The 24,621-nt window shown below is 63.5% G+C and carries 23 protein-coding genes; 9 read left to right on the forward strand and 14 right to left on the reverse strand.

The window, feature by feature from the left end; all coding sequences use genetic code 11:
- Positions 1-289 precede the first annotated feature (289 nt).
- Complete coding sequence (locus tag ABIA96_RS15090) at positions 290-1,774, forward strand: porin (RefSeq protein WP_354137839.1); 1,485 nt, start codon at positions 290-292, stop codon at positions 1,772-1,774.
- A gap of 279 nt (positions 1,775-2,053) precedes the next feature.
- Here ABIA96_RS15090 and ABIA96_RS15095 read toward each other — a convergent pair whose 3' ends face one another.
- The 3 genes from ABIA96_RS15095 to ABIA96_RS15105 all read right to left on the reverse strand — a co-directional run bounded on the left by ABIA96_RS15095 (position 2,054) and on the right by ABIA96_RS15105 (position 3,942).
- Positions 2,054-2,530 carry a GcrA family cell cycle regulator gene (locus ABIA96_RS15095; RefSeq protein ID WP_354137840.1) on the reverse strand — a complete coding sequence of 159 codons (477 nt, stop codon included), beginning with the start codon at positions 2,528-2,530 and terminating at the stop codon, positions 2,054-2,056.
- Positions 2,531-2,602: 72 nt separating this feature from the next.
- Entirely contained in the window at positions 2,603-2,800 is a 198-nt protein-coding gene (locus ABIA96_RS15100) for a hypothetical protein (RefSeq protein ID WP_007603456.1), read from the reverse strand.
- Positions 2,801-3,000: 200 nt separating this feature from the next.
- Complete coding sequence (locus ABIA96_RS15105; RefSeq protein ID WP_354137841.1) at positions 3,001-3,942, reverse strand: acetamidase/formamidase family protein; 942 nt, start codon at positions 3,940-3,942, stop codon at positions 3,001-3,003.
- A gap of 187 nt (positions 3,943-4,129) precedes the next feature.
- Between ABIA96_RS15105 and ABIA96_RS15110 the strand changes: the two genes are divergently transcribed.
- The 4 genes from ABIA96_RS15110 to ABIA96_RS15125 are packed head-to-tail and all read left to right on the forward strand — an operon-like array spanning position 4,130 to position 8,118.
- Positions 4,130-4,897, forward strand: a complete 768-nt coding sequence (locus ABIA96_RS15110; RefSeq protein ID WP_354137842.1) for a YdcF family protein — start codon at positions 4,130-4,132, stop codon at positions 4,895-4,897.
- Positions 4,898-4,943: 46 nt separating this feature from the next.
- A complete protein-coding gene (locus ABIA96_RS15115; protein ID WP_354137843.1) occupies positions 4,944-5,726 on the forward strand; it encodes a DUF169 domain-containing protein in 783 nt (260 codons plus the stop codon).
- A 9-nt stretch (positions 5,727-5,735) separates the two neighbouring features.
- Complete coding sequence (locus tag ABIA96_RS15120; protein ID WP_354137844.1) at positions 5,736-6,914, forward strand: saccharopine dehydrogenase family protein; 1,179 nt, start codon at positions 5,736-5,738, stop codon at positions 6,912-6,914.
- A gap of 28 nt (positions 6,915-6,942) precedes the next feature.
- Complete coding sequence (locus tag ABIA96_RS15125; RefSeq protein ID WP_354137845.1) at positions 6,943-8,118, forward strand: saccharopine dehydrogenase family protein; 1,176 nt, start codon at positions 6,943-6,945, stop codon at positions 8,116-8,118.
- Positions 8,119-8,215: 97 nt separating this feature from the next.
- Here ABIA96_RS15125 and ABIA96_RS15130 read toward each other — a convergent pair whose 3' ends face one another.
- Complete coding sequence (locus ABIA96_RS15130; protein WP_354137846.1) at positions 8,216-9,412, reverse strand: FAD-dependent monooxygenase; 1,197 nt, start codon at positions 9,410-9,412, stop codon at positions 8,216-8,218.
- A gap of 148 nt (positions 9,413-9,560) precedes the next feature.
- Between ABIA96_RS15130 and ABIA96_RS15135 the strand changes: the two genes are divergently transcribed.
- On the forward strand, positions 9,561-10,037 hold the full coding sequence (locus tag ABIA96_RS15135; protein WP_354138183.1) for a MarR family winged helix-turn-helix transcriptional regulator: 477 nt from the start codon (positions 9,561-9,563) through the stop codon (positions 10,035-10,037).
- Here ABIA96_RS15135 and ABIA96_RS15140 read toward each other — a convergent pair.
- The 3 genes from ABIA96_RS15140 to ABIA96_RS15150 form a co-directional block, all read right to left on the reverse strand.
- Positions 10,006-11,262 (reverse strand): O-antigen ligase family protein, encoded by a 1,257-nt coding sequence (locus tag ABIA96_RS15140; protein ID WP_354137847.1) that lies wholly within the window; start codon positions 11,260-11,262, stop codon positions 10,006-10,008. The two genes, ABIA96_RS15135 and ABIA96_RS15140, sit on opposite strands and share 32 nt — an antisense overlap.
- A gap of 71 nt (positions 11,263-11,333) precedes the next feature.
- Positions 11,334-12,881: an undecaprenyl-phosphate glucose phosphotransferase gene (locus ABIA96_RS15145; RefSeq protein ID WP_354137848.1), complete on the reverse strand. Its 1,548-nt coding sequence runs from the start codon at positions 12,879-12,881 to the stop codon at positions 11,334-11,336.
- 118 nt (positions 12,882-12,999) lie between these two features.
- Entirely contained in the window at positions 13,000-14,133 is a 1,134-nt protein-coding gene (locus ABIA96_RS15150; protein ID WP_354137849.1) for a glycosyltransferase family 4 protein, read from the reverse strand.
- A 201-nt stretch (positions 14,134-14,334) separates the two neighbouring features.
- Here ABIA96_RS15150 and ABIA96_RS15155 point away from each other — a divergent pair, with 201 nt between their 5' ends.
- Positions 14,335-16,554: a GumC family protein gene (locus ABIA96_RS15155; protein ID WP_354137850.1), complete on the forward strand. Its 2,220-nt coding sequence runs from the start codon at positions 14,335-14,337 to the stop codon at positions 16,552-16,554.
- A 20-nt stretch (positions 16,555-16,574) separates the two neighbouring features.
- Here the strand turns inward: ABIA96_RS15155 and ABIA96_RS15160 are convergent, their stop codons facing one another.
- A complete protein-coding gene (locus ABIA96_RS15160; RefSeq protein ID WP_354137851.1) occupies positions 16,575-17,756 on the reverse strand; it encodes a GNAT family N-acetyltransferase in 1,182 nt (393 codons plus the stop codon).
- Positions 17,757-17,886: 130 nt separating this feature from the next.
- Between ABIA96_RS15160 and ABIA96_RS15165 the strand changes: the two genes are divergently transcribed.
- Positions 17,887-18,930, forward strand: coding sequence for a polysaccharide deacetylase family protein (locus tag ABIA96_RS15165; protein ID WP_354137852.1), 1,044 nt, complete (start codon positions 17,887-17,889; stop codon positions 18,928-18,930).
- Here the strand turns inward: ABIA96_RS15165 and ABIA96_RS15170 are convergent.
- Entirely contained in the window at positions 18,920-19,141 is a 222-nt protein-coding gene (locus ABIA96_RS15170) for a DUF2842 domain-containing protein (protein ID WP_354137853.1), read from the reverse strand. The genes ABIA96_RS15165 and ABIA96_RS15170 overlap by 11 nt on opposite strands.
- A gap of 110 nt (positions 19,142-19,251) precedes the next feature.
- Here ABIA96_RS15170 and ABIA96_RS15175 point away from each other — a divergent pair, with 110 nt between their 5' ends.
- Positions 19,252-20,334: a COX15/CtaA family protein gene (locus tag ABIA96_RS15175; protein WP_354137854.1), complete on the forward strand. Its 1,083-nt coding sequence runs from the start codon at positions 19,252-19,254 to the stop codon at positions 20,332-20,334.
- A gap of 5 nt (positions 20,335-20,339) precedes the next feature.
- Here ABIA96_RS15175 and ABIA96_RS15180 read toward each other — a convergent pair whose 3' ends face one another.
- The 5 genes from ABIA96_RS15180 to ABIA96_RS15200 all read right to left on the reverse strand — a co-directional run bounded on the left by ABIA96_RS15180 (position 20,340) and on the right by ABIA96_RS15200 (position 24,619).
- Positions 20,340-20,684, reverse strand: a complete 345-nt coding sequence (locus ABIA96_RS15180; protein WP_354137855.1) for a hypothetical protein — start codon at positions 20,682-20,684, stop codon at positions 20,340-20,342.
- 105 nt (positions 20,685-20,789) lie between these two features.
- A complete protein-coding gene (locus ABIA96_RS15185; RefSeq protein WP_354137856.1) occupies positions 20,790-21,542 on the reverse strand; it encodes a class I SAM-dependent methyltransferase in 753 nt (250 codons plus the stop codon).
- A gap of 140 nt (positions 21,543-21,682) precedes the next feature.
- The gene (locus ABIA96_RS15190; protein WP_354137857.1) at positions 21,683-22,963 is read right to left on the reverse strand and encodes an O-acetylhomoserine aminocarboxypropyltransferase; all 1,281 of its coding nucleotides are present in this window, start codon (positions 22,961-22,963) and stop codon (positions 21,683-21,685) included.
- Between the two features lie 138 nt (positions 22,964-23,101).
- Positions 23,102-23,686 carry a CoA-binding protein gene (locus tag ABIA96_RS15195; protein ID WP_354137858.1) on the reverse strand — a complete coding sequence of 195 codons (585 nt, stop codon included), beginning with the start codon at positions 23,684-23,686 and terminating at the stop codon, positions 23,102-23,104.
- Positions 23,687-23,794: 108 nt separating this feature from the next.
- Positions 23,795-24,619, reverse strand: coding sequence for an enoyl-CoA hydratase (locus ABIA96_RS15200; protein ID WP_354137859.1), 825 nt, complete (start codon positions 24,617-24,619; stop codon positions 23,795-23,797).
- Positions 24,620-24,621 lie beyond the last annotated feature (2 nt).

The raw sequence follows: 24,621 nt of genomic DNA on the forward strand, positions 1-24,621 counted from the left end.
GATCAGTATTTTCGGGGTCAGAATCGGGTGTTGCGCTGCGGACACAGAGTTAGGGAAACCGGAAAGCTGATCTAATAAACTATTTTGATTAACGGAACGGCGCAGGCATATTGATCGTGACGGTGGGGGGTTCTCAATCGTCCCGTTGCAGGTGGTTCGCTTACGTCCCTCGCGTCGAATGCGGGTACGTCCGAAAGCGCGAAGCGGCCGAGCGGATTTGATGAAGAGACGGGGATCTGGGGGGCCTCACGGTCCGGTCTCCGTAAAATGAGCAACTTGGAGGTTTTATATGAAAGTGGTGAAGAGCCTTTTGCTCGGCACTGCGGCGACCCTGATCGCCGTCGGTGGAGCTCAGGCGGCTGATCTTCCGGTCAAGGCCAAGGCGGTCGAATACGTGAAGATCTGCTCGCTCTACGGTGCGGGTTTCTACTACATGCCGGGCACCGACACCTGCATCAAGCTGGGTGGTTACCTGCGCGCTGACGCAATTCTCGGCGGCGCTGGCGACTATGGTTTCAATAACAGCACCAGCTCTGCGAACGGTGGGTCAAACAACCGTCTGACCAACTACTATTACAGCCGCGCTCGTTTCGACCTCAACGTCGATACCCGCACGGCGACCGAATACGGCGTTGTTCGCACCTACGCCGACATGGTTTTCACCTATGATACGTCGAACGTCACCGGCAGTAGCCCGTCGGCGATCTCGCCCAGTGCGCCGGCGCTCGGTCTCTTCCATGCGTTCATCCAGTTCGCCGGCTTCACCTTCGGCCGCACGGTCTCGATCTTCGATGCCCCGTGGCAGAGCTATCCGGCTGGCGGTCCCGACTCCATTCCGGGCGGCTCCAACCACGTCAACGGTGTGAACCAGGCTGCCTACACGGCCGACTTCGGCCAAGGCATCACCGCTTCGCTCGCGTTGGAGGAGGAAACGACGGCGTCGAACGGCCAGTCGAACCTCTGGAACGTGTCGGCGGGTACGGCCTCTCAGTTCGTGACGGGTGTCTACGGTGCCAACAGTTGGGGTGGAACGCGTTCACCCGATATCATTGGTGCGGTCCGTGTTGACCAGGCTTGGGGTCTAGCCCAGCTTTCGGTTGTCGCGCATGACCTCCATGCCGGCTACTACGGCGCGACGGAAGTCAGCGGTCACCCCGAAGACAAGTGGGGCTGGGCTGTGCAGGGCTCCTTGTCGATCAAGAACATCCCGACCGGTGCGGGCGACAACATCAACCTGCAGGCCGTCTACACGGACGGTGCAACTCGTTACAATTTCCAGAGCCTGTTTCCGCAGAGCTTCTTCATGTTCAGCGGCAGCAGCACGGCGTATCAGAGCACCGGTTTCGCCGGTCTTTCTGACGGCGTCTTTGGAACTGCTACCGGCATCGATACCGTCAAGACCTGGGGTCTCCGTGGTGGCTATACCCACAACTGGAGCCCGAACTGGGCGAGCGCCATCTACGGTGGTTATGCTCAGCTGAAGTACGGCAATACGGGCAAGGCCCTGATCTGCACCAACTTCGCTGCGATCTCCGTGGCAGGTTCGACCTGCAATCCGGACTTCAACTTCTCGGTCCTCGGTGTCAACACCGTGTGGACTCCGGTGAAGAACCTGGCGTTCACTGCCGACCTGAGCTGGTCGCGTCTGGACCAGAAGTACTCTGGCGCCATCGCGAGCCCGGGCATTGCCTCCGCGGCGAAGCCGGCAGCTGTGTACGAGCTGAAGGATCAGAACTCGGTGAGCATGCTGCTGCGCGCTCAGCGCAACTTCTGATCATCGATCGCGCAAACTAGAAAACCCCGGCGGGCAACCGCCGGGGTTTTTTCTTGATGAATCGTTGATTTTGATAATCGGAAATCTCCTACGCGAGCGACGAAGACGAGCTATGCGATTCGATCGGCACCAATTTTATTTACTTACCTGAGTGGCTCAGCTATATTGCCTTCAGCCGATTTCGAAAAGTCACGGCTCTTGGCTTCACGCTAAGCCTCCAGAAACCTCCGGTAGTGCCCTGCCGGAGGTTTTTCGTTGTGGAGCTGGGCACGGCGGGCTTCAGCCGCGCATGACACGTGCGCGGGAGTTCGGCCGGTAGGCGAGGCGGCTGTGGCCGGCGCAATAGGGCTGGCCGTCGTGCGCGGCGTTACCGCAGAAGCAGAAATCCTCGGCGCCGGGCGTCGAGATCGGCCAGCGGCAACGGTTTTCGCCGAGCTCCATCAGCGAGCAGCGATTGGCCGCGTCGATCGGACCGGGCGCGACGGGCCCGTCCGCTTCGCCGTAGATCGTGGCGAGCATTGCGAATTGGAGCCGGGGCACCGCTTTCGGCGCGCGCGGTGCGCTATTCCTGTCATGGTGCCTGCGCTCGTCGACCGAGCGGCCGCGCGTGAGATTCAGCCGGGACAGCTTGCCGATCACGGCGTTGCGGCTGACGCCGATGTCGGCGGCGATCTCGCGGCAGGACAGACCGGCCTCGAAGTGCTGCTTCAGAAGTTCAATTCGTTCGTTGGTCCAGGTTGGTGAGAGAACAGCCATTTGTAACGGTCCCAGGTTGCGACAATCGACCAACCGTCGCTGAGATCCGTCCGCTTCACGTTCGGCGCGCGCTCACGTCCTGCCATTGTCGCGAATCGACAAAAGCCCATCCTTGATGGCGAGGCGGATGCCTTCCTCGATCAAGGTACGTGCGACGCCTGGAACGCTGGTGCCGTGGGTGCCCTGTCTCACCAACTTCTCCAGATAGGTGATGGTCGAGAGCGCCAAGGTTACGGGAATGCGGTCAGTCTCGGCTTTTTCGGTGGCCATGGCCCGAACGCTAGCCTCTTACTCAGGTACATAAAAGTAACGATTAAGACTCTATTTAGGTTCGGGGGTGGAAGTCAATTGCCGGTTGTGCTCGTCGCTTAGCCCGTTGGAATCGCGCGGGAAATCAGGCGCGACTGAGCGCCCGCCCGGAACGTTCGGGCGGTCGCGGAGCGTGGAGCGGTCAGGAGGTGCCGGCGAGGTCAGCCGTGCACGATCGCCTTTTCGATCATGCAATGGATGCCCTTGGAGCCGTTGACGGTCTGGGTCACCCGCAGATCGGCCGCGAGACTGCACAGCGTATAGGCGTCCTCGCGCGACAGGTTTCGCGTCTCGCCAAGCAGCACGATCATGTCGCGCAGCGCCCGCACCGCGCACTGGTCGAGATCGGGGTCCATCGCCATGGTCATGTAATGGGTCGGCGTCTCCGCGCGCGGATAGTCGAACCGCAAATCCTTGCGCAGCGTCAGGCGGAAGCGGCCCTGCAACGCCGTCTCGATCGCGGTGACGCAGACCTCGCCGTCGCCTTGCACGCCATGACCGTCGCCGCAGGAGAACATCGCGCCCGGGACGAACACCGGCAGATACAGTGTCGCGCCGGCGCCGAGCTCCTTGTTGTCGAGATTGCCGCCCATGGCGCGCGGAACGAGCGACGAGATGCGGCCCCAGGCTGGCGGCGGTGAAACGCCCATTACGCCGAAAAACGGCTTCAGCGGCAGGTCGAGGCCCCACGGCATCCGGCCGACCATCCGCGACCGATCCAGTGGGATGTTGAGGATCCGCGTCTCGTGGAAATCGTCGGGCAGGGTGCCCGACAGCGGCTTGATCATGTTCCAGCCCCAGTCCTGGCGGAGCTGGACATCGAGGATCTCGACTGCGAGCACATCGCCGGGCTCGGCGCCTTCGACCGCGATCGGGCCGGTCAGGATGTGGCCGGGGAGCATGCGTTCGTTCTTGGCGTGAACCTCGAACATCTCCGGCGGAATGTGAAATTTGCTGCGGTCGGGCAGCATGTCCGGGCCGCCGCTGATGGTATCGACGGTCACCTCGTCGCCGCTGGCGATGGTGAGGACGGGCTTGAGCGCGGCTTCAAAGAAGCCCCAGTGGCAGGTTTCGGGACTTGAATGCAGGTGATGATGGGTCATTTGCCGCGTCCAATCGGTTTCATCAGAACTTGTCATGAGATCTTGTTATGCCCGGGCTTGACCTGGCAATCGATCCTCTTCCAAGAAGATTTCTGAAGATGGGCGGGCGGGTCAAGCCCGCGCATGACACGATCATTCCGCGAGGTTTCTCCTGTTCTTCGTCCTTTCCAAGACGGTTGGTGCCGCAGTGCTGCCGATCAATCTTCTGGTCGAGCTCGGGATCATTTCGGTCGTGCTGATGGCAACGCGCTTTGCCGGGCTCGGCCGCAAACTGGCCGCGACCACGCTGGTCCTGCTCGCGCTCGCTGCGTTTTCGCCGCTCGGCAATCTACTGCTCTATCCGCTGGAGTCGCGCTTTCCAGCGTGGGATCCGTCGCGCGGTGCGCCCGACGGCATCATCGTGCTGGGCGGCTCCGTCGATACCGATCTGTCGGCGGCACATCACACTCCGGTGGTCTCGCACGCGGCCGATCGCCTGCTGGCGCCAGCCGGGCTTGCGCGCCGCTATCCGAATGCGCGGATCGTCTTCACCGGGGGCTCCGGGAACCTGGTGGCAACCGGTGCCAAGGAAGCCGACTATTCCGCGCCGATCCTGGAAAATACCGGCATCCCGAGGGAGCGGCTGATTGTCGAGCGGGAGTCGCGCAATACGTACGAGAATGCGATCTTCACGAAACGTTTGGTTTCGCCGAAGCCGACCGAGCGCTGGCTGCTGGTCACCTCGGCCTATCACATGCCGCGTTCGATGGGCATCTTCCGCAAGGCCGGATTTGACGTCGAAGCCTATCCCGTGGACTGGCGGATGGGTGGACGCGACGATCTGTTCTCTTTCACCAATGCCGGCGCGGACGGTCTCCGCCGAACCGACACGGCTGTGCGCGAATGGATCGGCCTCGTGGCCTACCGTCTCATGGGCAGGACCAGCGAGTTGCTTCCCGGGCCGGCCAAGGACTAGAACAGGCCTCAGTAGCCCAGCAATAGGGGCGCGCCGGGAGGAAGCCATGCAGCAGCTAGCCGCGGATACGATCGATCTCGCCGGCCTCGTCACCGATCTCAACAATCTGTTGCGGCTGAAGACCACGGTGATCGGCATGAAGCTGTTCGCGCGCGTCGCCGACATGGAGGCGGTCCCGAAGATCCGGCGGCCGAACGCGGTCCACACCACTGACCAGATCGTCAGCATGGCCTCGCGGCTCGGTTGGACCGTCGGCATCACCGGCGACGATCTCGTCGGCGCGCAATGTCGTGCCGTGATCGGGCTCGCGCCGCAGGACGACAAATGGCTCGCCGGCGAAAACTATGTCGGTGTCTGGCACGGAACCGCGGAGGATGCGCGCAAGCGCCAGGAGGCGCTCGACGTGGTTCCGTTCGGCCAGTATCAGGCGCTGGCCGTCAGTCCGCTTGCGAGCGGGCGGCTCGATCCGCCCGACATCTGCCTCGTCTACGCAACGCCCGGCCAGATGATCATCCTGATCAACGGGCTGCAATATACCGGCTACAAGAAGTTTGAGTGGGGCGTGGTCGGTGAGACCGCGTGCGCAGATTCCTGGGGGAGGGCAATGAAAACCGGAGAGCCCAGCCTGTCGTTGCCATGCTATGCCGAACGGCGCTATGGCGGCGTGCCGGACGAGGAGATGCTGATGGCCTTGAAGCCCGAGCATCTCGCCAAGGCGATCGAGGGCATGAAGGCGCTGGCCAAGAACGGCCTGCGCTATCCAATCCCGCCCTACGGGATTCAAAGCGACGTCCGTGCCGGCATGGGCGTGAGTTACGCGAAGAAATAAAGGTCGACCATGAGCTCTGCGAAATTTGACATCGTCGTCTACGGCGCGACCGGTTTCACCGGTCAGCTCGTCGCCGAATATCTGACGGCGCACTACAAGAACGACAAGCAGCTCAAATGGGCGATGGCGGGCCGTAGCCTCGGCAAGCTGAAGGCGGTACGCGATGCGATCGGCGCGCCAGGGAATACGCCGCTGATTGTGGCCGACGCATCCGACGCAGCATCGCTGAAGGCGATGGCGGAGCGGACGATGTCGGTGATCACGACGGTCGGCCCGTATCAGCTCTACGGCGAGGAACTGCTCGCGGCCTGTGTCGCCACCGGCACGGATTATTTCGATCTCTGCGGTGAGCCGATCTGGATGCGGCAGATGATCGACAAATACGAGGCGGCAGCAAAGGAGAGCGGCGCGCGCATCGTATTCTCCTGCGGCTTCGATTCCGTGCCATTCGAGCTCGGTACGTTCGTCGTGCAGGAAGAGGCCAAACGTGTGTTCGGTGCACCCGCCGCGCGCGTCAAGGGACGGGTGCGCGACATGCGCGGCACGCTGTCGGGCGGCACTGCGGCGAGTGCGAAGGCCACCTTCGATGCGGTCGCCAAGGACATCAGCCTCATCGCGATCCTGAACGATCCGTTCGCGCTGACGCCGGGCTTCACCGGTCCCAAGCAGCCGAAGGGCAACAGGTCGCTGCTCGAGGAAGACCTGCAATCCTGGTCGGCGCCATTCATGATGGCGCTGATCAACACCCGCAACGTCCATCGCTCCAACATGTTGATGGGCTTTCCCTACGGCCAGGACTTCGTCTACGACGAGATGGTCCTGACCGGACCCGGCGAGAAGGGCGAGGCGAACGCGAAGCGCGTGATGGCGGCCAACGCCGAGAAGACCGGCCCGAGCGCGCCGAAGCCGGGTGAGGGACCATCGAAGGAAGAGCGCGAGAACGGGCTCTTCAATCTGCTCTATGTCGCGATCGCACCCGACGGTCGCATGGTCCGCGCCGGCGTCACCGGCGACCGCGATCCCGGCTACGGCTCGACCTCGAAGATGATCTCCGAATGCGCCATCTGCATGCTGCGCGACGTGACCGACGTCGCCGCCGGCTTCTGGACACCGGGCGCAGCGATGCAGCACAAGCTGATCAAGCGGCTGCAGGACAATGCGGGGCTGACGTTCGCCGTGGAAGCATAAGTCCGCGGCCTTGCAGGAAGCATGATCTGTGCCCGCGAAGTTCGACATCGTCGTCTATGGCGCAACGGGATATACCGGCCAGCTCGTGGCCGAGTACCTCGCCGCGCACTACATCGGTGATGGGGCGCCGAGATGGGCGATGGCCGGGCGCAGCAGAGACAAGCTCGAATCCGTTCGCGACGCGATCGGCGCACCCGCGGACACGCCTCTCATCGTTGCGAACGCAGCTGATCCTGCGTCGTTGCGCGCGATGGTCGATCAGGCGAAGCTGGTCGTCACCACTGTTGGTCCGTACCAGCTTTACGGAGCAGATCTGCTTGGCGCCTGCGTCGCATCAGGCACCGACTACATGGATCTCTGCGGCGAGCCGATCTGGTTGAAGCAGATGATCGACAGGCATGAAGCGGCCGCCAGGACGAGCGGCGCGCGCATCATATTCTCCTGCGGCTTCGATTCAATTCCGTTCGAGCTCGGTGCGTTCTTTGTGCAGGAGGAAGCCAGGCGTGTGTTCGGAGCGCCAGCGCCTCGCGTCAAGGGGCGCGTCCGCGACCTCAGCTGGAAGTTCTCCGGTGGCACCTCGGCGAGTGCGAGGGTTACTTTCGAGGCGGTTGCGCAGGACCTCAGCCTGGTCTCGATCCTCAAGGACCCCTTTGCTTTCACGCCAGGCTTCGAAGGGCCCAAGCAGCCGCGCGGCAACCGGCCGGTCTTCGAGGAGGATTTGCAATCCTGGGCCGCCCCGTTCGCGATGGCGATGCTCAACACGCGCAACGTCCATCGCTCCAACATGCTGATGGGATTCCCGTATGGCCGGGATTTCGTCTACGACGAGATGGTACTGACGGGAGCGGGGGACGAAGGGCAAGCCAACGCCAGGCTCGTCATGGCCGCCAACAGCGAAAAGACCGGCCCCGAGGCGCTCAAGCCCGGTGAGGGACCGTCGAAGGAAGAGCGCGACAACGGCCATTATGACCTGCTCTATGTCGCCATTGCGCCCGATGGCCGTCAGGTGCGCGCGGCGGTGAAGGGCGATCTCGATCCCGGCTATGCGTCAACGGCGAAGATGATTTCCGAATGCGCGATCTGCCTGCTGCGCGACACGCCCGATGTCCCGGCCGGGCTTTGGACACCGGGCGCAGCGATGCAGCACAAGCTGATCAGGCGGCTGCAGGACAATGCGGGTTTGATATTCGCTGTGGAAGGCTAGTTCAGCCCAAGGGTGGGCAAAGGCGCACTTGCGCCGTGCCCACCATCTAGAAGTGGTGGGCACGCTTCCGCTTTGCCCACCCTACGGCATCGTACCGTTACGCGGCCCGCGCATCATATGCGTACATGAAATCCATGCTCTTCGATCCCAGCGGCAGCAGCCATTTCATCATCTGATTTCTCATCCAGGCGCCGGTGGCGCTGAACTCGCGTTTGCTGTTGCCGTTGCGGCGGGCGATGGCGACGATCTTCTCCGCGCGGGGGCGACGTTCGGCCTCAAAGGTCTGGAAGGTAGCGGCGAGCTCCTGGCCTTCCTGCATTAGTCGCGCGAGCCGCATCGCATCCTCCAGCGCGAGCGATGCGCCCTGGCCCGCATGGGGACTGGTCGCATGCGCGGCATCGCCGATCAACAGCGAGCGCTTGCGTGACCAAATCGGCAAGGTCGCGACGTCGAGCGTGTCGGTGACCACGATGTTCTCGGCCGCGTCGATGATGGCAGAGATCGGATCGTGCCAGCCGTTATGGAAGCCGCGCAGATGCTGCTTCAGCGTCTGCTGGTCGAGCGCGCGGAACATCGCGCAATCCATGCCGTGTGCGGGCTGCGTGCTCCACCACATCACGCCATCCTTCGGATCCGGGCTGCAATAGCCGTAGCCGAAGAAGCCACTTTGCCCGAACGTTGTCTCGACATGCCGACCGATCGTCCGGCCGTCGAGCACGGCATGCGGCGCGAAACCGCCAAAACCGATCAGGCCCGTGTTGAACGGCTGCGGCCCGTCCGGCACCACTTGGCGCCGCGTGATCGAATGCACGCCGTCGGCGCCGATCAGGAAGTCGCCTTCGGCGGTGGTGCCGTCGGCGAAATAGGCGATGATCGGCTGGTCGCCGCGATCCTCGATCTTGATCAGGCGCTTGTCGAAATAGAGCGAGACACAGGCGCACCATGCCTTGTCGATCAGCATTTCGTTCAGCGTACCGCGGCAGATGTTGACCGCGGGCTGGCCGAAGCGTCGCGCCATGTCGCGGTTGATCGAGCCGAGCCGTCGGCCTTCCTGCGAATAGAAGTCGAAGGACTCTGCGATCGAACCGCGGCTGATCAGCTCATCCGCAAGTCCGATCTCGTCCATCACGTGCATGCCGTTCGGCGCGATCTGGAGGCCGCCGCCGATGCCCTTCGCATAGGGCCAGGCTTCGTAGATCGCGGATTCGATGCCGGCGCGGCGCAGCAGGATCGCGGCAACGGGCCCGGCGATGCCGGCGCCGATGATCAGGGCCTTGCGGGGACGATGAGGCATTGGCTTGCTCCCGAGGTTTCCGTGGTGCTAGGAGGAATTACGGTCACTAAATCTCTTAGTGGCTAAGATATATGTCGACTAAGATATGAGGTGAGCCTTGTCAAGGACGAAGGCGCGCGCTGCGTTGCTGGGGGAGTTGGAAGAGGCGATGCGACGGTCGTCCGCGCAGGGCGTGCTCTATGGGCAAGCCGTTGCGAACGTGGCTGGAATTGCCAATTCCGATCTCGAATGCATGGACATCCTCTACCTCGAGGGACGCGTGACCGCGGGCCGGCTCGCTGAGGTGACGGGACTGACGACCGGCGCCATCACCGGCGTGGTCGATCGGCTCGAGAAGGCGGGACTGGTGCGCCGCGAGCGGGATGAGGCTGACCGCCGGAAGGTTTTCATCGCCGTCGTGCCGGAGACGGCCATGAAGATCGGCGAACTCTATGTGCCGATGCAGCAGGCGATGGAGAAGGTCTGGAGCGCCTATTCCGATGAGGAGCTGCGCCTCCTGCTGCGCTTCGCCAACGAAGGCTACAAGGGCGTGCTCGCGGCGACCGCCGCGCTGAAGGGCCTGCTCGACACGCCGCCGGAGAAGCGCCCCGATCTCAAGCTGAAGAGGCTTCGTCCGAAGCCCTGATCTTGTAAGCTTGCGCCGCCGCGATCATGCCCCACATCGCTCCCAGCATCATCCAGAAGTGCCGCCAATGGTCGGTGTCGATCACGAAACTTTCGCCGACGGTGCCGACGAAGGCCGCGAACACCGCGAGATAAGCGCGCTGCCAGGGCACGCGGACGAAGATGTGCCGGAAGCCTGTGATCGCGGTGGTGAAGACCAGCGCGGGATAGCACACGCCGGAGAGCCAGCCGCCGGACATGAAGGCGTTCAGATAGGAATTGTGGGTGTCTTCGGGGAAGAAGCGGTGGAATTGCAAGGGACCGATGCCGAACGGCAGATCGAGCGCCATCTCCGCACCAAGGATGTGCCGGCCGAACCGGCCGAAACGGCCTTCGTCATAGCTCTGGTCGAAGCTCGCGCGCTGCTTGAACATCTCGGCGATGGAGTCGAACGACAGCAGCACCGCCATCAGCGCGAGGCCGAGCACCACCGCGACGATGGCCATAATGATGATGCGCGAGCGCTGCGCATTGGTGCGGCTGGTCAGCACCATCAGCGCCAGCATGAAGGCGGAGGTCAGCACCAGCCCGCCCCAGGCGGCGCGGGAGAAGGCGAGCAGGATCGCCAGCGACATGATGCCGAAGGCAATGACGTTGCGGAAGGCCTTGGCGAACTTGTCCGAAACCACGCTCTGGAGCGCGAACAGCGCCGGCAGAATCAGGAACGCGCCGAGCACGTTCGGGTCCTTGAACGTGCCACGTGCGCGCTCGTAGAGCGTCAGGAGGTCGTGGCCGCCGGGAACGAGGTTGAAATAGCCCGCGATCGCCGAGAGCGAGGCGACCATCGCACCGACCACGAGGCCGCGGCGCAGCATGTCGAGGCGCGCAGCCGTGTCCTCGGAAGTGACCATGGCGAAGAACACCACGGTCACCGCCATGTACCAGGAGGTTGCGATCCAGCTTGCGACCTCGGACTGGTCGAGCAGCGGGATCGCGCTGATGGTGTAGCCGACATTGAGCAGCACCAGAGCCAGCACCAGCGGCATCAGCACGAGCTTGAGCCGTAAGCCGGTGGCGAAGAAGGCGACGGTAGCGAGCAGCGTCGCGATCTCGTAGGGGCTCGGCTCGATGAAGACGATCGCGCCCGACGCGCCGACCAGCCACACCAGCGCGCGCTGGAGCGCCAGCACACCGGGCGCAGCCGGCGCGGCCACGTTCATTTCACCGGCTGTTGCCGCATACGCCATCACGCGCTCACGCTACTTGGTACGCCACAAAACTCGCAGTCATCGCCCGGCTTGACCAGGATAACGGAAACTCAATACGCATTCTCGTTCTTGGTTAGCAGCGAGAGCGGCGTCTTCAGGAGAATGACGAGGTCGAACAGCACCGACCAGTTCTCGATGTAGTAGAGGTCGAACTCGACACGCTTCTGGATCTTCTCTTCATTGTCGATCTCGCCGCGCCACCCGTTGATCTGGGCCCAGCCGGTGATGCCGGGCTTGACGCGATGGCGGGCGAAATAGCCGTCGACGGCTTCGTCGAACAGGCGGCTCTGGAGCTTGCCCTGCACCGCGTGCGGGCGCGGGCCGACCAGGGAGAGATTTCCCGAGACCACCACGTTGAAGAGCTGCGGCAGCTCGTCGAGGCTGGTCTTGCGGATGAACCGGCCGACGCGGGTGACGCGGGGATCGTTCTTGGTCACGACCTTCGACGCCGTCGGGTCGGCCTGGTGATGATACATTGAGCGGAACTTGTAGACGTCGATGCGCTCGTTGTTGAAGCCGAACCGCTTCTGGCGGAACAGGACCGGGCCGGGGCTGTCGAGCCTCACGGCCAGCGCCACCAGCGCCATCACGGGAAGCGCTGCGAACAACGCGAAGCCGCCGACGACACGGTCGAACAGCCATTTCATGACCAGGTCCCAGTCGGTGATCGGCGCCTCGAATACGTCGAGCGTCGGCACCTCGCCGAGATAGGAATAGGAGCGGGGGCGGAAGCGCAGTTTGTTGGTGTGGGCGGAGAGACGGATATCGACCGGCAGCACCCAGAGCTTCTTCAGCATCTCCAGGATGCGCGTCTCCGCCGAGATCGGCAGCGCGAACAGCACCAGGTCGACGCGGGTGCGGCGGGCGAACTCGACGATGTCGTCGACCTTGCCGAGCTTGGGAGCGCCGGCGCAAGTGTCGAGCGCGCGGCTGTCATTGCGGTCGTCGAACACGCCGAGGACGTGGATGTCGGAATCTTCCTGCGCCTTCAGCGCCTCGACCAGCTGCTCTCCATTGCTGTCGGAGCCGACGATAATGGTGCGGCGATCGAGCCGGCCCTGGCGCGCCCAGCCGCGCACCAGCGAGCGCAGCAGCAGGCGTCCGGAGATGAGCGCAACCAGACCAAGGAAGTAGAACGAGGCAAGCCAAAGCCGCGACATTTCGCTGCCGAACTTGGCAAAGAAGGAGATGCCGATGAACAGCAGGAAAACAAACGACCAGGACGAGATCATCCGCGTCATCTGCCGGAGCTGACCGCGGAACAGCTGCACCTGATAGATGTCCGCAGCCTGGAAGCAGACCACGGCGGCGACAGCGACGGCGACGATCTCGGCGGGGTAAACCCAGCTGAAGCCAACAAGCGGCGTGACGTAGCCGGCATAGAGCGTGACGCCGACCAGGCTGAGCAGGATGAAATCGGCGGCACGTGCGATGCCGGCAATCACGATCGGCGAATAGGCGCGGGCGACTTTCTGGTTGACGACATCGAGCGCGGCCGGCGTTAGCCGGCGGCGGCGTTCGACAAAAGGTTGGTCAGCTGGTTTGGCCGCGGCGCTGGTCGCGGCATCGAACATCGAGCGTGCGTTGAGCGGTTCCACGGGCGTCCACGTCCATTCCAAAGCCCCGCGGGCGCGGCTTTGCCCCCGGGGCATGCATCCCCTGGCACCTCGATTATCGGACAAATCGGAAGATTCTCTAAAGCGAGCTTAAGGATGGTTAATGATTTGCAAATGCGTCGCGGTAACCCGCGAGCACGCCGTCGACCATCGCCTGCTGGGAGAAATGCGCCGAGATGCGCTCGCGCAAGGAGGCGGCACGCTGCGCGGTCGCCGGCGCGTTGTCGAGCGCGGCCGCGATCGCTTCGGCCATGGCCTCGGCGTTGCTGGCCGCGAACAGGGCCGGGCTCTCCGCGCCAAAAATCTCCGGGATGCCGCCGACGCGCGCCGCGATCATGGGAATGCCGGCCGCGCCCGCCTCGATCACGACATAGGGCATGGAATCGCCGCGCGAGGGAACGACCAGCAGCCGCCCCTTGGAAAAGCCGTGGCGCGCCTTGACGTGGCCGATAAAGCGGACTGCGTCGGTCAGGCCGAGCCGCTCGACCTGCGCCTTCAGCGCCGCCGTCTCCTCGCCGTCGCCGCCGAGCGTCAACGTGACCTTCTTGCCGTTCTCGTGCAGCCACGCCACTGCATCGACCAGGAGATCGGCGCCCTTGATGTGCCTGAACTCGCCGACATAAGCGAGGTCGGTCGCGTCATCGGCGATAACGACGGGCTCGAACTCCTCGGGTGTCACGCCGTTGAAGACGCAATGCACCACGCCCTTGGGGGTGCCGACGATGCGCTGGTAGGTATCGCGGGCAAAGGCGCTCTCGAACAGGAACAGATCCGTTGCGTCCATCAGGGTGCGTTCAAGGCGCGCGTAAAATTCGCCCTTCAGGGTGTTGAGGGGATAATGCAGCGAGCCGCCATGTGGCGTGTAGATGCGGATGGTGTCGTCCGCGCGGCGCCGCATGCGGATGAAAGCGCCGGCCTTGGCACCGTGGCCGTGCGTGACGTCGGGCTTGAGCGCGGCGATCAGACGGCGCATGCGCAGCCATACCAGAAAATCTTCCGGAGAGGGCTCACGGCGGATCGCCAGCCGATGCACGCCGAGCTTCAGCCGCGGCGCCAACTCGGCCAGCGCCTTGTCCGCGCGCTCGCCGCCGGTGAGGCTGTCGGCGAGAATCCCGACATGATGGCCGCGATCGACCTGGCCATTGGCGAGGTCGAGGATGTGCCGAATGATGCCGCCTACGGGCGCGCGTACGGCGTGCAGGATGCGAAGCGGCTGGTCGGGAGAGGGGGGCATGATCAAAACCAGCGCTCGACGGCGAATGCCGAACAATGTTCTCCAAATACGTGACGGATTAAGGGGCCTCGTGGTTAACAAAAGGTGACGAGCGCGCGTGTGCTGCCCGCGAGACGCCGTGATTAACCCAGCGGCAACCTTAATGGAGTGTAATCGGCTCCATTGAGCTAGATGAGTGGCGTTGGCCTGCGGGAGTGTTCGATGTGTTTAGCGTTCTGGCGTGCCGGCAAGGACAAGGCCGTCATCAAGCGGGCGGTTTCGAAGGCCAAGCCTGAAGCTAAGCCCCGGGTCGAAGCGAGGCCCGTGCCGATTGCCGCGAAGCAGGTGCTGGCTGAATCCGGTGATATCGATTTGCATGCGCTCGGTGGCGCACTCGCGCGAAAGCGCAGCTGGATTATTGTGCCGACGGTGCTGGCACTCGTCGCGTCCGTCGCCATCGTCAATCTGATTACGCCGCGCTACAAGTCTGAATCGCGCATCCTGATCGACGGTCGCGAGAACGTCTTCCTGCGACCGACCAGCGATCGCAGCACCGAGGAGCGGCAGGCGCTCGACCCCGAAGCTGTCACCAGCCAGGTGCAGCTCGTGCTGTCGCGCGACCTCGCGCGCGAGATCATCAAGAAGAACAAGCTGGCCGAGCGACCGGAATTCGATCCGGTGCTGCAAGGTGTCTCCCCGCTGAAATCGCTCGCGGCGTTGGTCGGCATCGGCCGCGATCCGTTCTCGATGACGCCGGAAGAGCGCGTGCTCGATGCCTATTACGATCGCCTCCAGGCCTACGCCGTCGACAAGTCGCGCGTCATCGTGGTCGAATTCCAGTCGCAGGATCCCGAGCTGGCGGTGCGGGTCGCCAATTCGATCGCCGACGGCTATCTCGTGCTCCAGCAGAATGCGCGTCAGGACCAGGCGCGCAACGCCAGCCAGTGGCTGTCGGGCGAGATCGAGAATTTGCGCAAGAAGGTCTCCGACGCCGAGGCCAAGGTCGAGGACTTCCGCTCCAAATCGTCGCTTTTCGTCGGCACCAACAACACCACGCTGTCGAACCAGCAGATGGGCGAGGTCAACACCCAGCTCAACAATGCGCGCGCGCTGAAGGCCGACGCCGAGTCCAGGGCCCGGCTGATCAAGGAGATGCTGCAGAGCGGCAAGCCCATCGAGGCATCCGAGGTGGTGAACTCCGAGCTGATGCGGCGCTTGTCGGAGCAGCGGGTGACGCTGCGGGCGCAGCTCGCCGAACAGTCGTCCACGCTGCTCGGCAACCATCCGCGCATCAAGGAGTTGAAAGCGCAGCTTGGCGATCTCGACGGTCAAATTCGCGACGAGGCGGCCAAGATTTCGCGCTCGCTTGAAAACGACGCGCGGGTCGCTGCCGGCCGGGTCGACGGTCTGACCACGAGCCTCGAGCAGCTCAAGAAGCAGGCGACATCGACCAACGGTCAGGATGTCCAGCTGCGTGCGCTCGAGCGTGAAGCCAAAGCGCAGCGCGATCTGCTCGAGACCTATCTCGGGAAGTACCGCGAGGCCACCACCCGCGAAAGCATCGACACCGCGCCGGCGGAAGGCCGCATCATCTCGCGTGCTATCGTCTCCAACACGCCGGCCTATCCGAAGAAGCTGCCGATCGTGCTGATCGCGACGCTGGCTACGCTGCTGCTCTCGTCCGGTCTCGTCGTCACCGGTGAGCTCCTGCGCCAGACCGCTCCGCGGGCTGTTGCCACGCTCGCATCGGCGGTGGTTCGTCAAGAGCCGGCCATTGATGCAGTCGAGATCGAGCCGGCGCCGCTCCAGCCAACGATGACGGCCAATGCCGATGTCAGTGAGTTCGCCGAGATCGGGCAGCTGGCCGAAAGCCTGATTGCGGCAGGGGCAGGTGCGAAGAAGGTCACCGTGCTCGGTACCGCGGCCGGCGATGCCATCACCCTGTCGACGCTGACGCTCGCGCGCCATCTTGCACGCAACGCGCGCGTCGTCGTGGTCGATCTCGCCGCGTCCTCGCTTACGATCGCCGCGGTGGCCGTCGATCCGATGGCGCCCGGTCTTGCCGAACTGATGCAGGGGCAGGCCTCGTTTGCCCAGATCATCACGCGCGACAAGCTCTCGCGGCTGCACTTGGTGATGGCGGGCCGTCCCGGCTTCGACCGCAGCCTGCTGCAGTCGCCGCGGGTGACGCTCGCGATCGACGCTTTGCTGCGCGCCTACGACCACGTGTTGCTCGATGCCGGCAGCGCCTCCGATCTGCCGGCCGAACTGCTGACTGCGAATGCCCGCGCCGTCGTGGTGCCCGATGTCTCGATGGATGCGGATGCGCGTACGCTGATGTGCGAGCAGCTCAAAGCCGTCGGCTTCAGCGAGGTGACGATGCTGAACCGGCCGGTGCAGCCGTCCGAGGGGATGGAAGGACCGCGCGTGGTGGCGGCGTAAGGAGAGGGAGACTTCGGTGCTTAACCGAACGCCTGCCGTAGCCGTCGGGCCAGGTCGAACAGCACCTGGTTCTGCTTGACCAGGCGCTTGCCGTGGTTGAGTGAGGACATCGCCATCGCGGCGAGCTTGCCGCGTGAGGTCAAGGGCACGAAGCTGTCGAAGATGTCTTCGTCGTCCTTACAGAACATGCGCTTGTAGTCGTCCGTGCCAATGCCGAGGTCGAGCGAGCGGTAGCCACGCTCGGCGTAGCGATCGATGATGTAGCGCATCAGGATCAAACCCGGACTGTAGCGGGCGTGCTCCGACATCGTATAGGTGTTGAACATCGTCGAGAAGCGCTGGCCGTCGGCGACGCCGGCGAAGATCGCGATCACCTCGTCGTCGCATTCGAGCGCATGGATGTCGATGACACGGCCTTCGCCGCGCGGCGCGAGGCAGGCGCTGCGGATGAATTGCTCGACACCCGGTTCGGCAAACACGTTCGGCAGCTTCTGCTCCGCCATCCGTACCGGCTTGACACGGAAGAACCAGTCGAGCAGGCGGGCGACGTCCGCGTCCGTCGTGGCAAGATGATAGCGATAGCCGGCGAGCGCCTGGAGTTTCTTCTCCTTGCTCTTCAGCCGGCGGCGGAAGGAGTTGCTGATCCGGGATCCGGGCGGGCCACCCGGCTCCATTGCCAGAAGCGGGCAGCCATTGATTGCGCTCTGCTGCGGCAGCAGCGCAAACGGATTCTGCTGGTCATGCCAGCGCTTCGGCTGCTGTGTCAGCGCGAGAACGTCGACCTGATCATTCAGCGGAGCGAACAGTGCGTCGAGCTCGGCGGTAGCAATCTGCGCTGCGAACTCGGCGTTCCACAGGCCCATGTTGAAAGTCGTATGCTTGCCGCCCATGAAGCAGGCCGTGCGTAGACCGTGGCTTTGGCGCAGCGCGAACGGAAGCAGCGTGAGCGGCGTCTGCTCGGCGTCGCGGGCGATCACGATGAGGGGGCGGGCGCCTTCGCGGTGTCCGACTGACCGCTGCCAGGAGCCCAGCAGATCGAAGCGCTGATAGGGCGTGAAGAGATGACCGGGCTCCTCGAGGGCGCGCCAGACCGCCTCGGCCTCCGCAATATCGCTGATGAGGTCGACATGCGCGATACGGCTCGCTTTCGACAGCGCGGGCGATTCTGCCGTCCGGCTTTGCATCGCCGCAGCCATGGTCATTCGCGAAACCTGTCGAGAAAACAAAAAATACGTAGTTCGGCCTGTGGCCGACCTTTGCAAATAAATGTCAACAAAGGGTAATGACAATAGCTGAGGGAACAGGCCGCCAGCGAACGCGAAGGGTGGGATATTGGCATCCGACGACAGATGGCTGGAGCGGTTGGGGCTCGAACTGGCCTGGTTCACCGGCCGGCCGCTGCTGCGCAGCCGTGGCGCAGGCGCGATCCTGCGCTTCGAGCGTGTGCGACCGCGGCGGAGCGGCGCATTCCAGCCGCTGCGTCAAAACGAGATCACGCCGCAATTTCTCGATCGGGCCATTCGCGCGCTGAAGCGCTGGAACTATGATTTTCTCGGCATGGACGAGGTCTGCCGGCGCGCGGTGACGCTGCCTGAGAAGCGGCGCTTCGTGGCGCTCACCTTCGACGGTGCGCCTAAGGACCTCATCAACTTTGCCTATCCGGTGCTGGCGCGCCACGCCGTGCCGTTCACGCTCTACGTTCCCACCGCATTTCCGGATCGTGTCGGCGAGGCGTGGTGGCTCGGGCTCGAGCAGGTGATCGCGCGGGAGAGCCGCATCAGCCTGATGATGGGCGACAAGGAGCAGCGCTTCACTGTCACCGGCAATGCCGAGAAGCAGGCGTTGTTTTCGCATCTCGAGAGTTGGCTGCGCTCGCTTGCTCCCGCAGATTTGTCGGCGGCGATCGCCGATCTCTGCACGCGCTATCGCATCGATCTCGCCGCGCTCTCGCGCGAAGCGTCGATGGATTGGGAAGACCTTGCGAAGCTCGCCGGCGATCCGCTAGTTACGATCGGCAGTGCGACCGTCAACTATCCCGTTCTTTCCAACATGAAGGACGCAGCCTCGCTGCGCGAGATGACGATGGGCAAGGCGGTGGCCGAAGCGTCCTTCCGCCGCGAGATCCGGCATCTGGCGTTTCCGTTCGGCGACCGCGCCTCGTTTCGGCGCAACCATGTCGTGATGGCGGAGGAGGCCGGCTTTGCCAGCGCGGTGTCGACCATCCCGGGCATTGTGGACGCAGAAGGGCGCACCAATCTGCACGCGCTGCCGCGGATTTCATGGGACGGAAGGGTGCGCTCGCTGCGCATGATGCGCGTGCTGGTGTCCGGGGTTGCCTTTGCGACGGTGAAGCCGACTGGCCGCGTTACGAGCTAGATTTCGTTCGGTCGGGCCGCTGCATCCAGCTCACAATCGGCATCGCCGGCAGCACCCAGCCCATGCCGACCACCACGTAATAGATCGCCTGCCGCCAGCCGGACTCGGCGATCCACGGCATCTGCGCGGCCGCCATGCCGAGCAGGGCCCAGACGGTGGCCAGCACGAGGAGCAGGATGGCGCCAAGGAACTTGCGGGTGCGGATCGTCATGGTGGAATATTGCGGCTTTCGCGTAACTTGCGCTGCGGGAGCGGGGGACTATAAGGGGCACGCAGTCCGGTTCAAGTAGCTTCGTACAAGCCTTGGTTTTAGCCCCTGAAATGACGACGAATTCTGCCCCGACCAACCCGCATCGCGCCGTGCGCTGGTGGCTGATTTCCGTGGCTGCCCTGATCGCGCTGATGGTGCTGGTCGGAGGCGCGACACGGCTGACGGAATCCGGCCTCTCGATCGTCGAGTGGAAGCCGGTCACCGGCAGCGTTCCGCCGCTGTCAGGCGCGCAGTGGACCGACGCGTTCGAGGCTTACAAGAAGATCCCGCAATATCGCGAGCTCAACGCCGGGATGTCGCTCTCCGAATTCAAGCAGATTTTCTGGTGGGAATGGAGCCACCGGCTGCTCGGACGCTTCATCGGCGTCGCCTATCTGCTGCCGTTCCTGTTTTTCCTGTGGCGCGGCGGTCTGTCCGGTGAGTTGAAGCGGCGGCTGTGGCTGCTGTTCGCGCTTGGTGGCCTCCAGGGCGCGGTCGGCTGGTGGATGGTGGCATCGGGACTGTCCGAGCGGATCGAAGTGTCGCAATATCGGCTGGCGACGCATCTGGTGCTGGCGCTGCTGATCTTCGCCGGCATTGTCTGGACGGTGCGGCGGCTCGCCGATCGGCCGCAGCTTGCCGTCCCGGCGCGACTGCGGTTCACGAGCGCAGTGCTGGTGATCGTGACCTTCGTCCAGATCTATTTCGGTGCGCTGGTCGCGGGCCTGCGCGCCGGACGCGCCTACAACACCTGGCCGCAGATCGACGGCGCCTTCATTCCGTCGGCGGAGCGGCTGTGGTTCGAGACGCCGTGGTGGCGCAACATGTTCGACAGTGTGCTCACAGTGCAGTTCGAGCACCGCATGACGGCTTATCTGCTGTTCGTACTGGTGGCGTTGCATGCGTTCGACGCGGTGCGTTCACGCGCAGGCTCGGCGGCGAGTGGCGCGCTCTGGTTGTTCGCGGCCGTGAGCGTGCAGGCGGTGCTCGGCATCCTTACGCTGCTCAACCAGGTGCCGATCGATCTCGCACTCTCGCACCAGGCCGTTGCGATCGTGGTGCTCACGCTTGCGGTGATGCAGGCGGAACGGCTCGCGTCGCGGCAATCGACTGAAGCGCAGCCGCGCGCGGTTCCGGTGGGACAACCCGGCTGATCGGATCAGCAATAGCCGTAGATGCCGCACGAGTAGGGCAAGCGCCAGAAATAATCGACCTGCTTCCCGCCGTAATAGGAGCCCTGATAGTCGTAATCCCAGGGGCGCCCGTAGTAACCCGGCAGCGTATGGGAGCCGGGCAGCAGCGGCGTGCCCGGCAGGTTGCGGATGTAGCTGCCGACGCCATAGGCCGGCGAGATCAACGCATCCGGATCGGTCTCGACATAAACCTTTGGCGGTTCCTGCGCCGGAGCGGCGACCCGCCGCCTCGGATTGGCCGGCAAATCGGCGGCAATGGCAGCTGAAACCGTCAGCATCACTGCCAGGGCAGGCACCATCCAGCGCAGCATCGTCGGCTCCGAATCAAAGGGGCGATCCAAGACGATGTATGCGGCAGACATGGTTAATGACTGTTAACCGCCGCCTGTGGGGCCGGCTTTCCCGCGCTCGGTTGATCAGGCAGGAAACGTCCTGACGGGGGTGACGACCGCGTCGAATTGAATGCTCACCCTGTTCTTCAGAACGTGCTGGATGACCTCCGTTTCCGACGTCTCGAAGAATTCATTCCAGTTCGCGGCTTGACCAAACTCTCTCGCGAAATCGATGTCGGCGAATTTTCCAAGGAAGAGAGCCGTGACGTCGGACTCATTGTTCTTCGCGAGCAGATGTTTTTGTTCCGACTTCTTCATGTACAGGCTGATCATGCGGAGAGCCTTGTAGACCAGCGTGCTGTCATGAAAGAGAACGATCGCGTCGCTCTTCACCAGCGGAAGCGTCCACAGGAAGTCCCTGAAGCAGGCGATATCGGTGTGCTCGCCATCGATGAAGGCGATGTCGAAGCTATTTTCTGCTCCTTGAACCGAATCGACGGAGCCATCGAACGGTGTCAGCTTGGATGTCGGGATGCCTCGAGACACCAGATTGTCGATCATCGTCTGGTGCGTAATTCCGGAGTAGTCGTACTTGGCGCCCCTCTCGTCCGGCTGTTGCCGTCCCCTTTCATCAATCGAAAGCACCGCCTTGCATGCGGGGTCCAGCAGAAACGGGGTCAGGCTCCCGCCGAGATAGGAACCGATCTCGACGTAAGAGAACGATCCCAGGACTCTCTTGGCGAGAGTTATGGCCTGCAACAAGAACTTTTTATCGTGAGCGCTTGTTTGTGAGGGAATTGGAAAAAGCGTTCCGATTTCCGGCACGGCGATATTCATGGCCATCCTTGTGCAGTCGCGATCATCACGCTCGCTTGAGTCGTGGGAGCGTTGGGCGACCGTAGCGACGGGAGCTGGCGCGGAGCCTTCGGCAGGGCGCAGCGCCAGATCCCGGTGCGGATGGAATGCGTCGAAGGCAGCTACGCGTTCAGCGCCTGCTCCAGGTCTGCGATCAAATCTTCCTTGTCCTCGATGCCGATCGAGAGCCGGACCACGTCGGGGCCGGCGCCGGACTTGATCTTGGCGGCATCGTCGAGCTGGCTGTGCGTGGTCGAGGCCGGGTGGATGACGAGCGAACGGGTGTCGCCGACATTGGCCAGATGCGAGAACAGCTGCAACTTCGACACCAGGTTGACGCCGGAATCATAGCCGCCCTTCAGGCTGAAGGTGAACACGGCGCCCGCACCCTTCGGCGCGTATTTGCGCGCGAGCTGGTTGTACTTGTCGCTAGCCAACCCGGCATAGTTCACCGAGGACACCGCCGGATGACTGGCGAGGAATTCGGCGACTGCCTTGGCGTTATCGCAGTGCTTCTGCATGCGCAGCGGCAGCGTCTCGATGCCGGTGAGGATCATGAAGGCATTGAACGGCGACAGTGCCGGCCCGAGGTCACGCAAGCCCAGCACGCGGCAGGCGATCGCGAAGGCGAAATTGCCGAACGTCTCCTGGAGCCGGATGCCGTGATATTCGGGCCGCGGCTCCGACAGCATCGGATATTTGCCGCCGGTCGACCAGTCGAAGGTGCCGGCATCGACGATGATGCCGCCGATAGAATTGCCGTGGCCGCCGAGAAACTTCGTCAGCGAGTGCACGACGATGTCGGCGCCGTGGTCGATCGGGCGGATCAGGTAGGGCGAGGCCAGCGTGTTGTCGACGATCAAGGGAACGCCGGCTTTGCGCGCCACCGTCGAGATCGCCTCGATATCGGTGATGCTGCCGGCGGGATTGGCGATGGATTCGATGAAGATCGCCTTCGTGCGCGGCGTCACCGCGCGCTCGAAGCTCGCGACGTCATCGGGATCGGCCCACACCACGTTCCAGCCGAAGCTCTTGAACGCATGCGAGAACTGGTTGATCGAGCCGCCATAGAGCTTTCGCGCGGCGATGAATTCGTCGCCGGGCTGGAGCAATTGCTGCAGCACCACGACCTGCGCGGCATGGCCGGAGGCCACTGCAAGCGCGGCGGTGCCACCCTCGAGCGCGGCGACGCGCTCTTCCAGCACCGCGTTGGTCGGATTGCCGATGCGGGTGTAGATGTTACCGAACGCCTGCAGGCCGAACAGCGAGGCGGCGTGGTCGGCATCGTTGAAGACGAACGAAGTCGTCTGATAAATCGGAGTCGCGCGCGCACCGGTGGTCGGATCGGGCTGTGCACCGGCATGCACGGCGAGGGTCGAAAATCCCGGAAGGCGTTCGCTCATTGAGGGCGTCCTATTCTTGTGGTCTGAAATCGCGCGGCATGCTGATCGGCGCCGCGCCCGGCGTCAAGCCACGGCTTCACATCGCAACGATCGTGCTACGCATTGTCGCGCTCGCGAAACGAATCCTTCGCTATTGCGTCAGCTTTGCTCGCTCTTGTTCTTGGCAGCGCGATCAGAGGCCGCGGTGTCGCCGCCGCCGACACTCATCCGATTGAGGGATAGACGCATGCCCTGCGTCGGCGCCGGCGGGCGCTTGGAACTGAGCGTGCGCGAATTGACGCCCATCCAGGAGATTTCTGACGACAGCCGGCCATATTCGATTTTTGGGCAGCGGTTCATCACGACCTTGATGCCGGCCGCTTCCGCCTTTTCAGCAGCCGCGTCATCGCGCGCGCCAAGCTGCATCCAGATCACCTTCGGCAGCGGATCGAGCGTGAGGGCCTCTTCGACCACAGGCATGATGTGGCTGGAGTTCCGGAAGATATCGATCATGTCGATGGGACGTCCGACGTCGCGCAACGAGGCGACGAAGGGCTTTCCGAGCAGCTCCTTGCCGACATGGCCGGGATTGACCGGGATCATGTCGTAGCCGCGCTGCGCCAGATACTTGAACGCGAAATAGCTCGGCCGCACATTGACCGGCGAGGCGCCGACCATCGCGATCGACTTCACGCTGTTGAGGATGGCGCGGATGTAATTGTCGGAATAGGCGTCGTGGTTCATCTGTCGTTCTTCTTCCTTGTCATTGAGACGAGCGCAGCGACGAAGCAGTCCAGTCTGTTTCCTTGGAGGGATTTCTGGATTGCTTCGCTTCGCTCGCAATGACGAATGTCACTCATCCAGCCAATTCGGCGTGCGCTTCTCGATGAAGGCGCCGATGCCTTCCTCGGCGTCCCGGGCCATCATGTTCTCGGTCATCACCTCTGCCGCATAGCGATAGGCGTCCGCAAGGCTCATCTCGGCCTGGCGGTAGAACGCCTCCTTGCCGAGCTTGACGGTGTAGGCGGATTTCAGCGCGACTTGTTGCGCCAGCGCAATCGCGGCGTCGCGCTCGGTGCCGGCGGCAACGACGCGGTTGACGAGGCCGATCTCTCTCGCGCGCGCGGCTGCGATTGGCTCACCCGTGAGCAGCATCTCCATCGCCTGCTTGCGCGGTACGTTGCGCGACAGCGCCACCATCGGCGTCGAGCAGAACAGGCCGATGTCGACGCCGGGCGTGGCGAAGCTCGCGGCTTCGGATGCGATCGCAAGATCGCAACTCGCCACGAGCTGGCAGCCGGCCGCGGTCGCGAGGCCCTGAACGGACGCGACCACCGGCTTCGGCAGGTGCACGATCGCCTGCATCATCGCGCTGCAGGCATTCATGGTCTCGGCGAAGAAGGCGCGGCCGCGATCGGGATCGGCCCGGCGCGCGGTCAGCTCCTTCATGTCGTGACCGGCCGAGAAGGCGGGACCGTTGGCTGCAAGCACCACACCGCGGACGGTCTTGTCGTCCCTGATATTGTCGAGCACGGCATGCAGGCTTGCGATCATCGCCACCGACAGGCTGTTGCGCGCGGCCGGCCGGTTGAGGGTCAGCACCGCGATGGGACCGACCATTTCGCGCAGCAGAAATGGCGGTTGCGGGGAGGGGGCGCGGGCGGACTGGGCGGACATTG

This window comes from Bradyrhizobium sp. LB11.1 (assembly GCF_040549385.1).
Classification (GTDB): domain Bacteria; phylum Pseudomonadota; class Alphaproteobacteria; order Rhizobiales; family Xanthobacteraceae; genus Bradyrhizobium.

Coding starts and splice junctions, on each gene's coding strand:
- ABIA96_RS15120 (WP_354137844.1), top strand. CDS start 5,736: ATGAGCTCTGCGAAATTTGACATCGTCGTCTACGGCGCGACCGGTTTC.
- ABIA96_RS15095 (WP_354137840.1), bottom strand. CDS start 2,530: ATGGCTGTTCTCTCACCAACCTGGACCAACGAACGAATTGAACTTCTG.
- ABIA96_RS15130 (WP_354137846.1), bottom strand. CDS start 9,412: ATGCCTCATCGTCCCCGCAAGGCCCTGATCATCGGCGCCGGCATCGCC.
- ABIA96_RS15155 (WP_354137850.1), top strand. CDS start 14,335: ATGTGTTTAGCGTTCTGGCGTGCCGGCAAGGACAAGGCCGTCATCAAG.
- ABIA96_RS15190 (WP_354137857.1), bottom strand. CDS start 22,963: ATGAGCGAACGCCTTCCGGGATTTTCGACCCTCGCCGTGCATGCCGGT.
- ABIA96_RS15180 (WP_354137855.1), bottom strand. CDS start 20,684: ATGCTGCGCTGGATGGTGCCTGCCCTGGCAGTGATGCTGACGGTTTCA.
- ABIA96_RS15200 (WP_354137859.1), bottom strand. CDS start 24,619: ATGTCCGCCCAGTCCGCCCGCGCCCCCTCCCCGCAACCGCCATTTCTG.
- ABIA96_RS15170 (WP_354137853.1), bottom strand. CDS start 19,141: ATGACGATCCGCACCCGCAAGTTCCTTGGCGCCATCCTGCTCCTCGTG.
- ABIA96_RS15090 (WP_354137839.1), top strand. CDS start 290: ATGAAAGTGGTGAAGAGCCTTTTGCTCGGCACTGCGGCGACCCTGATC.
- ABIA96_RS15115 (WP_354137843.1), top strand. CDS start 4,944: ATGCAGCAGCTAGCCGCGGATACGATCGATCTCGCCGGCCTCGTCACC.
- ABIA96_RS15150 (WP_354137849.1), bottom strand. CDS start 14,133: ATGCCCCCCTCTCCCGACCAGCCGCTTCGCATCCTGCACGCCGTACGC.
- ABIA96_RS15140 (WP_354137847.1), bottom strand. CDS start 11,262: ATGGCGTATGCGGCAACAGCCGGTGAAATGAACGTGGCCGCGCCGGCT.
- ABIA96_RS15175 (WP_354137854.1), top strand. CDS start 19,252: ATGACGACGAATTCTGCCCCGACCAACCCGCATCGCGCCGTGCGCTGG.
- ABIA96_RS15185 (WP_354137856.1), bottom strand. CDS start 21,542: ATGAATATCGCCGTGCCGGAAATCGGAACGCTTTTTCCAATTCCCTCA.
- ABIA96_RS15100 (WP_007603456.1), bottom strand. CDS start 2,800: ATGGCCACCGAAAAAGCCGAGACTGACCGCATTCCCGTAACCTTGGCG.
- ABIA96_RS15135 (WP_354138183.1), top strand. CDS start 9,561: ATGCGACGGTCGTCCGCGCAGGGCGTGCTCTATGGGCAAGCCGTTGCG.
- ABIA96_RS15105 (WP_354137841.1), bottom strand. CDS start 3,942: ATGACCCATCATCACCTGCATTCAAGTCCCGAAACCTGCCACTGGGGC.
- ABIA96_RS15160 (WP_354137851.1), bottom strand. CDS start 17,756: ATGACCATGGCTGCGGCGATGCAAAGCCGGACGGCAGAATCGCCCGCG.
- ABIA96_RS15195 (WP_354137858.1), bottom strand. CDS start 23,686: ATGAACCACGACGCCTATTCCGACAATTACATCCGCGCCATCCTCAAC.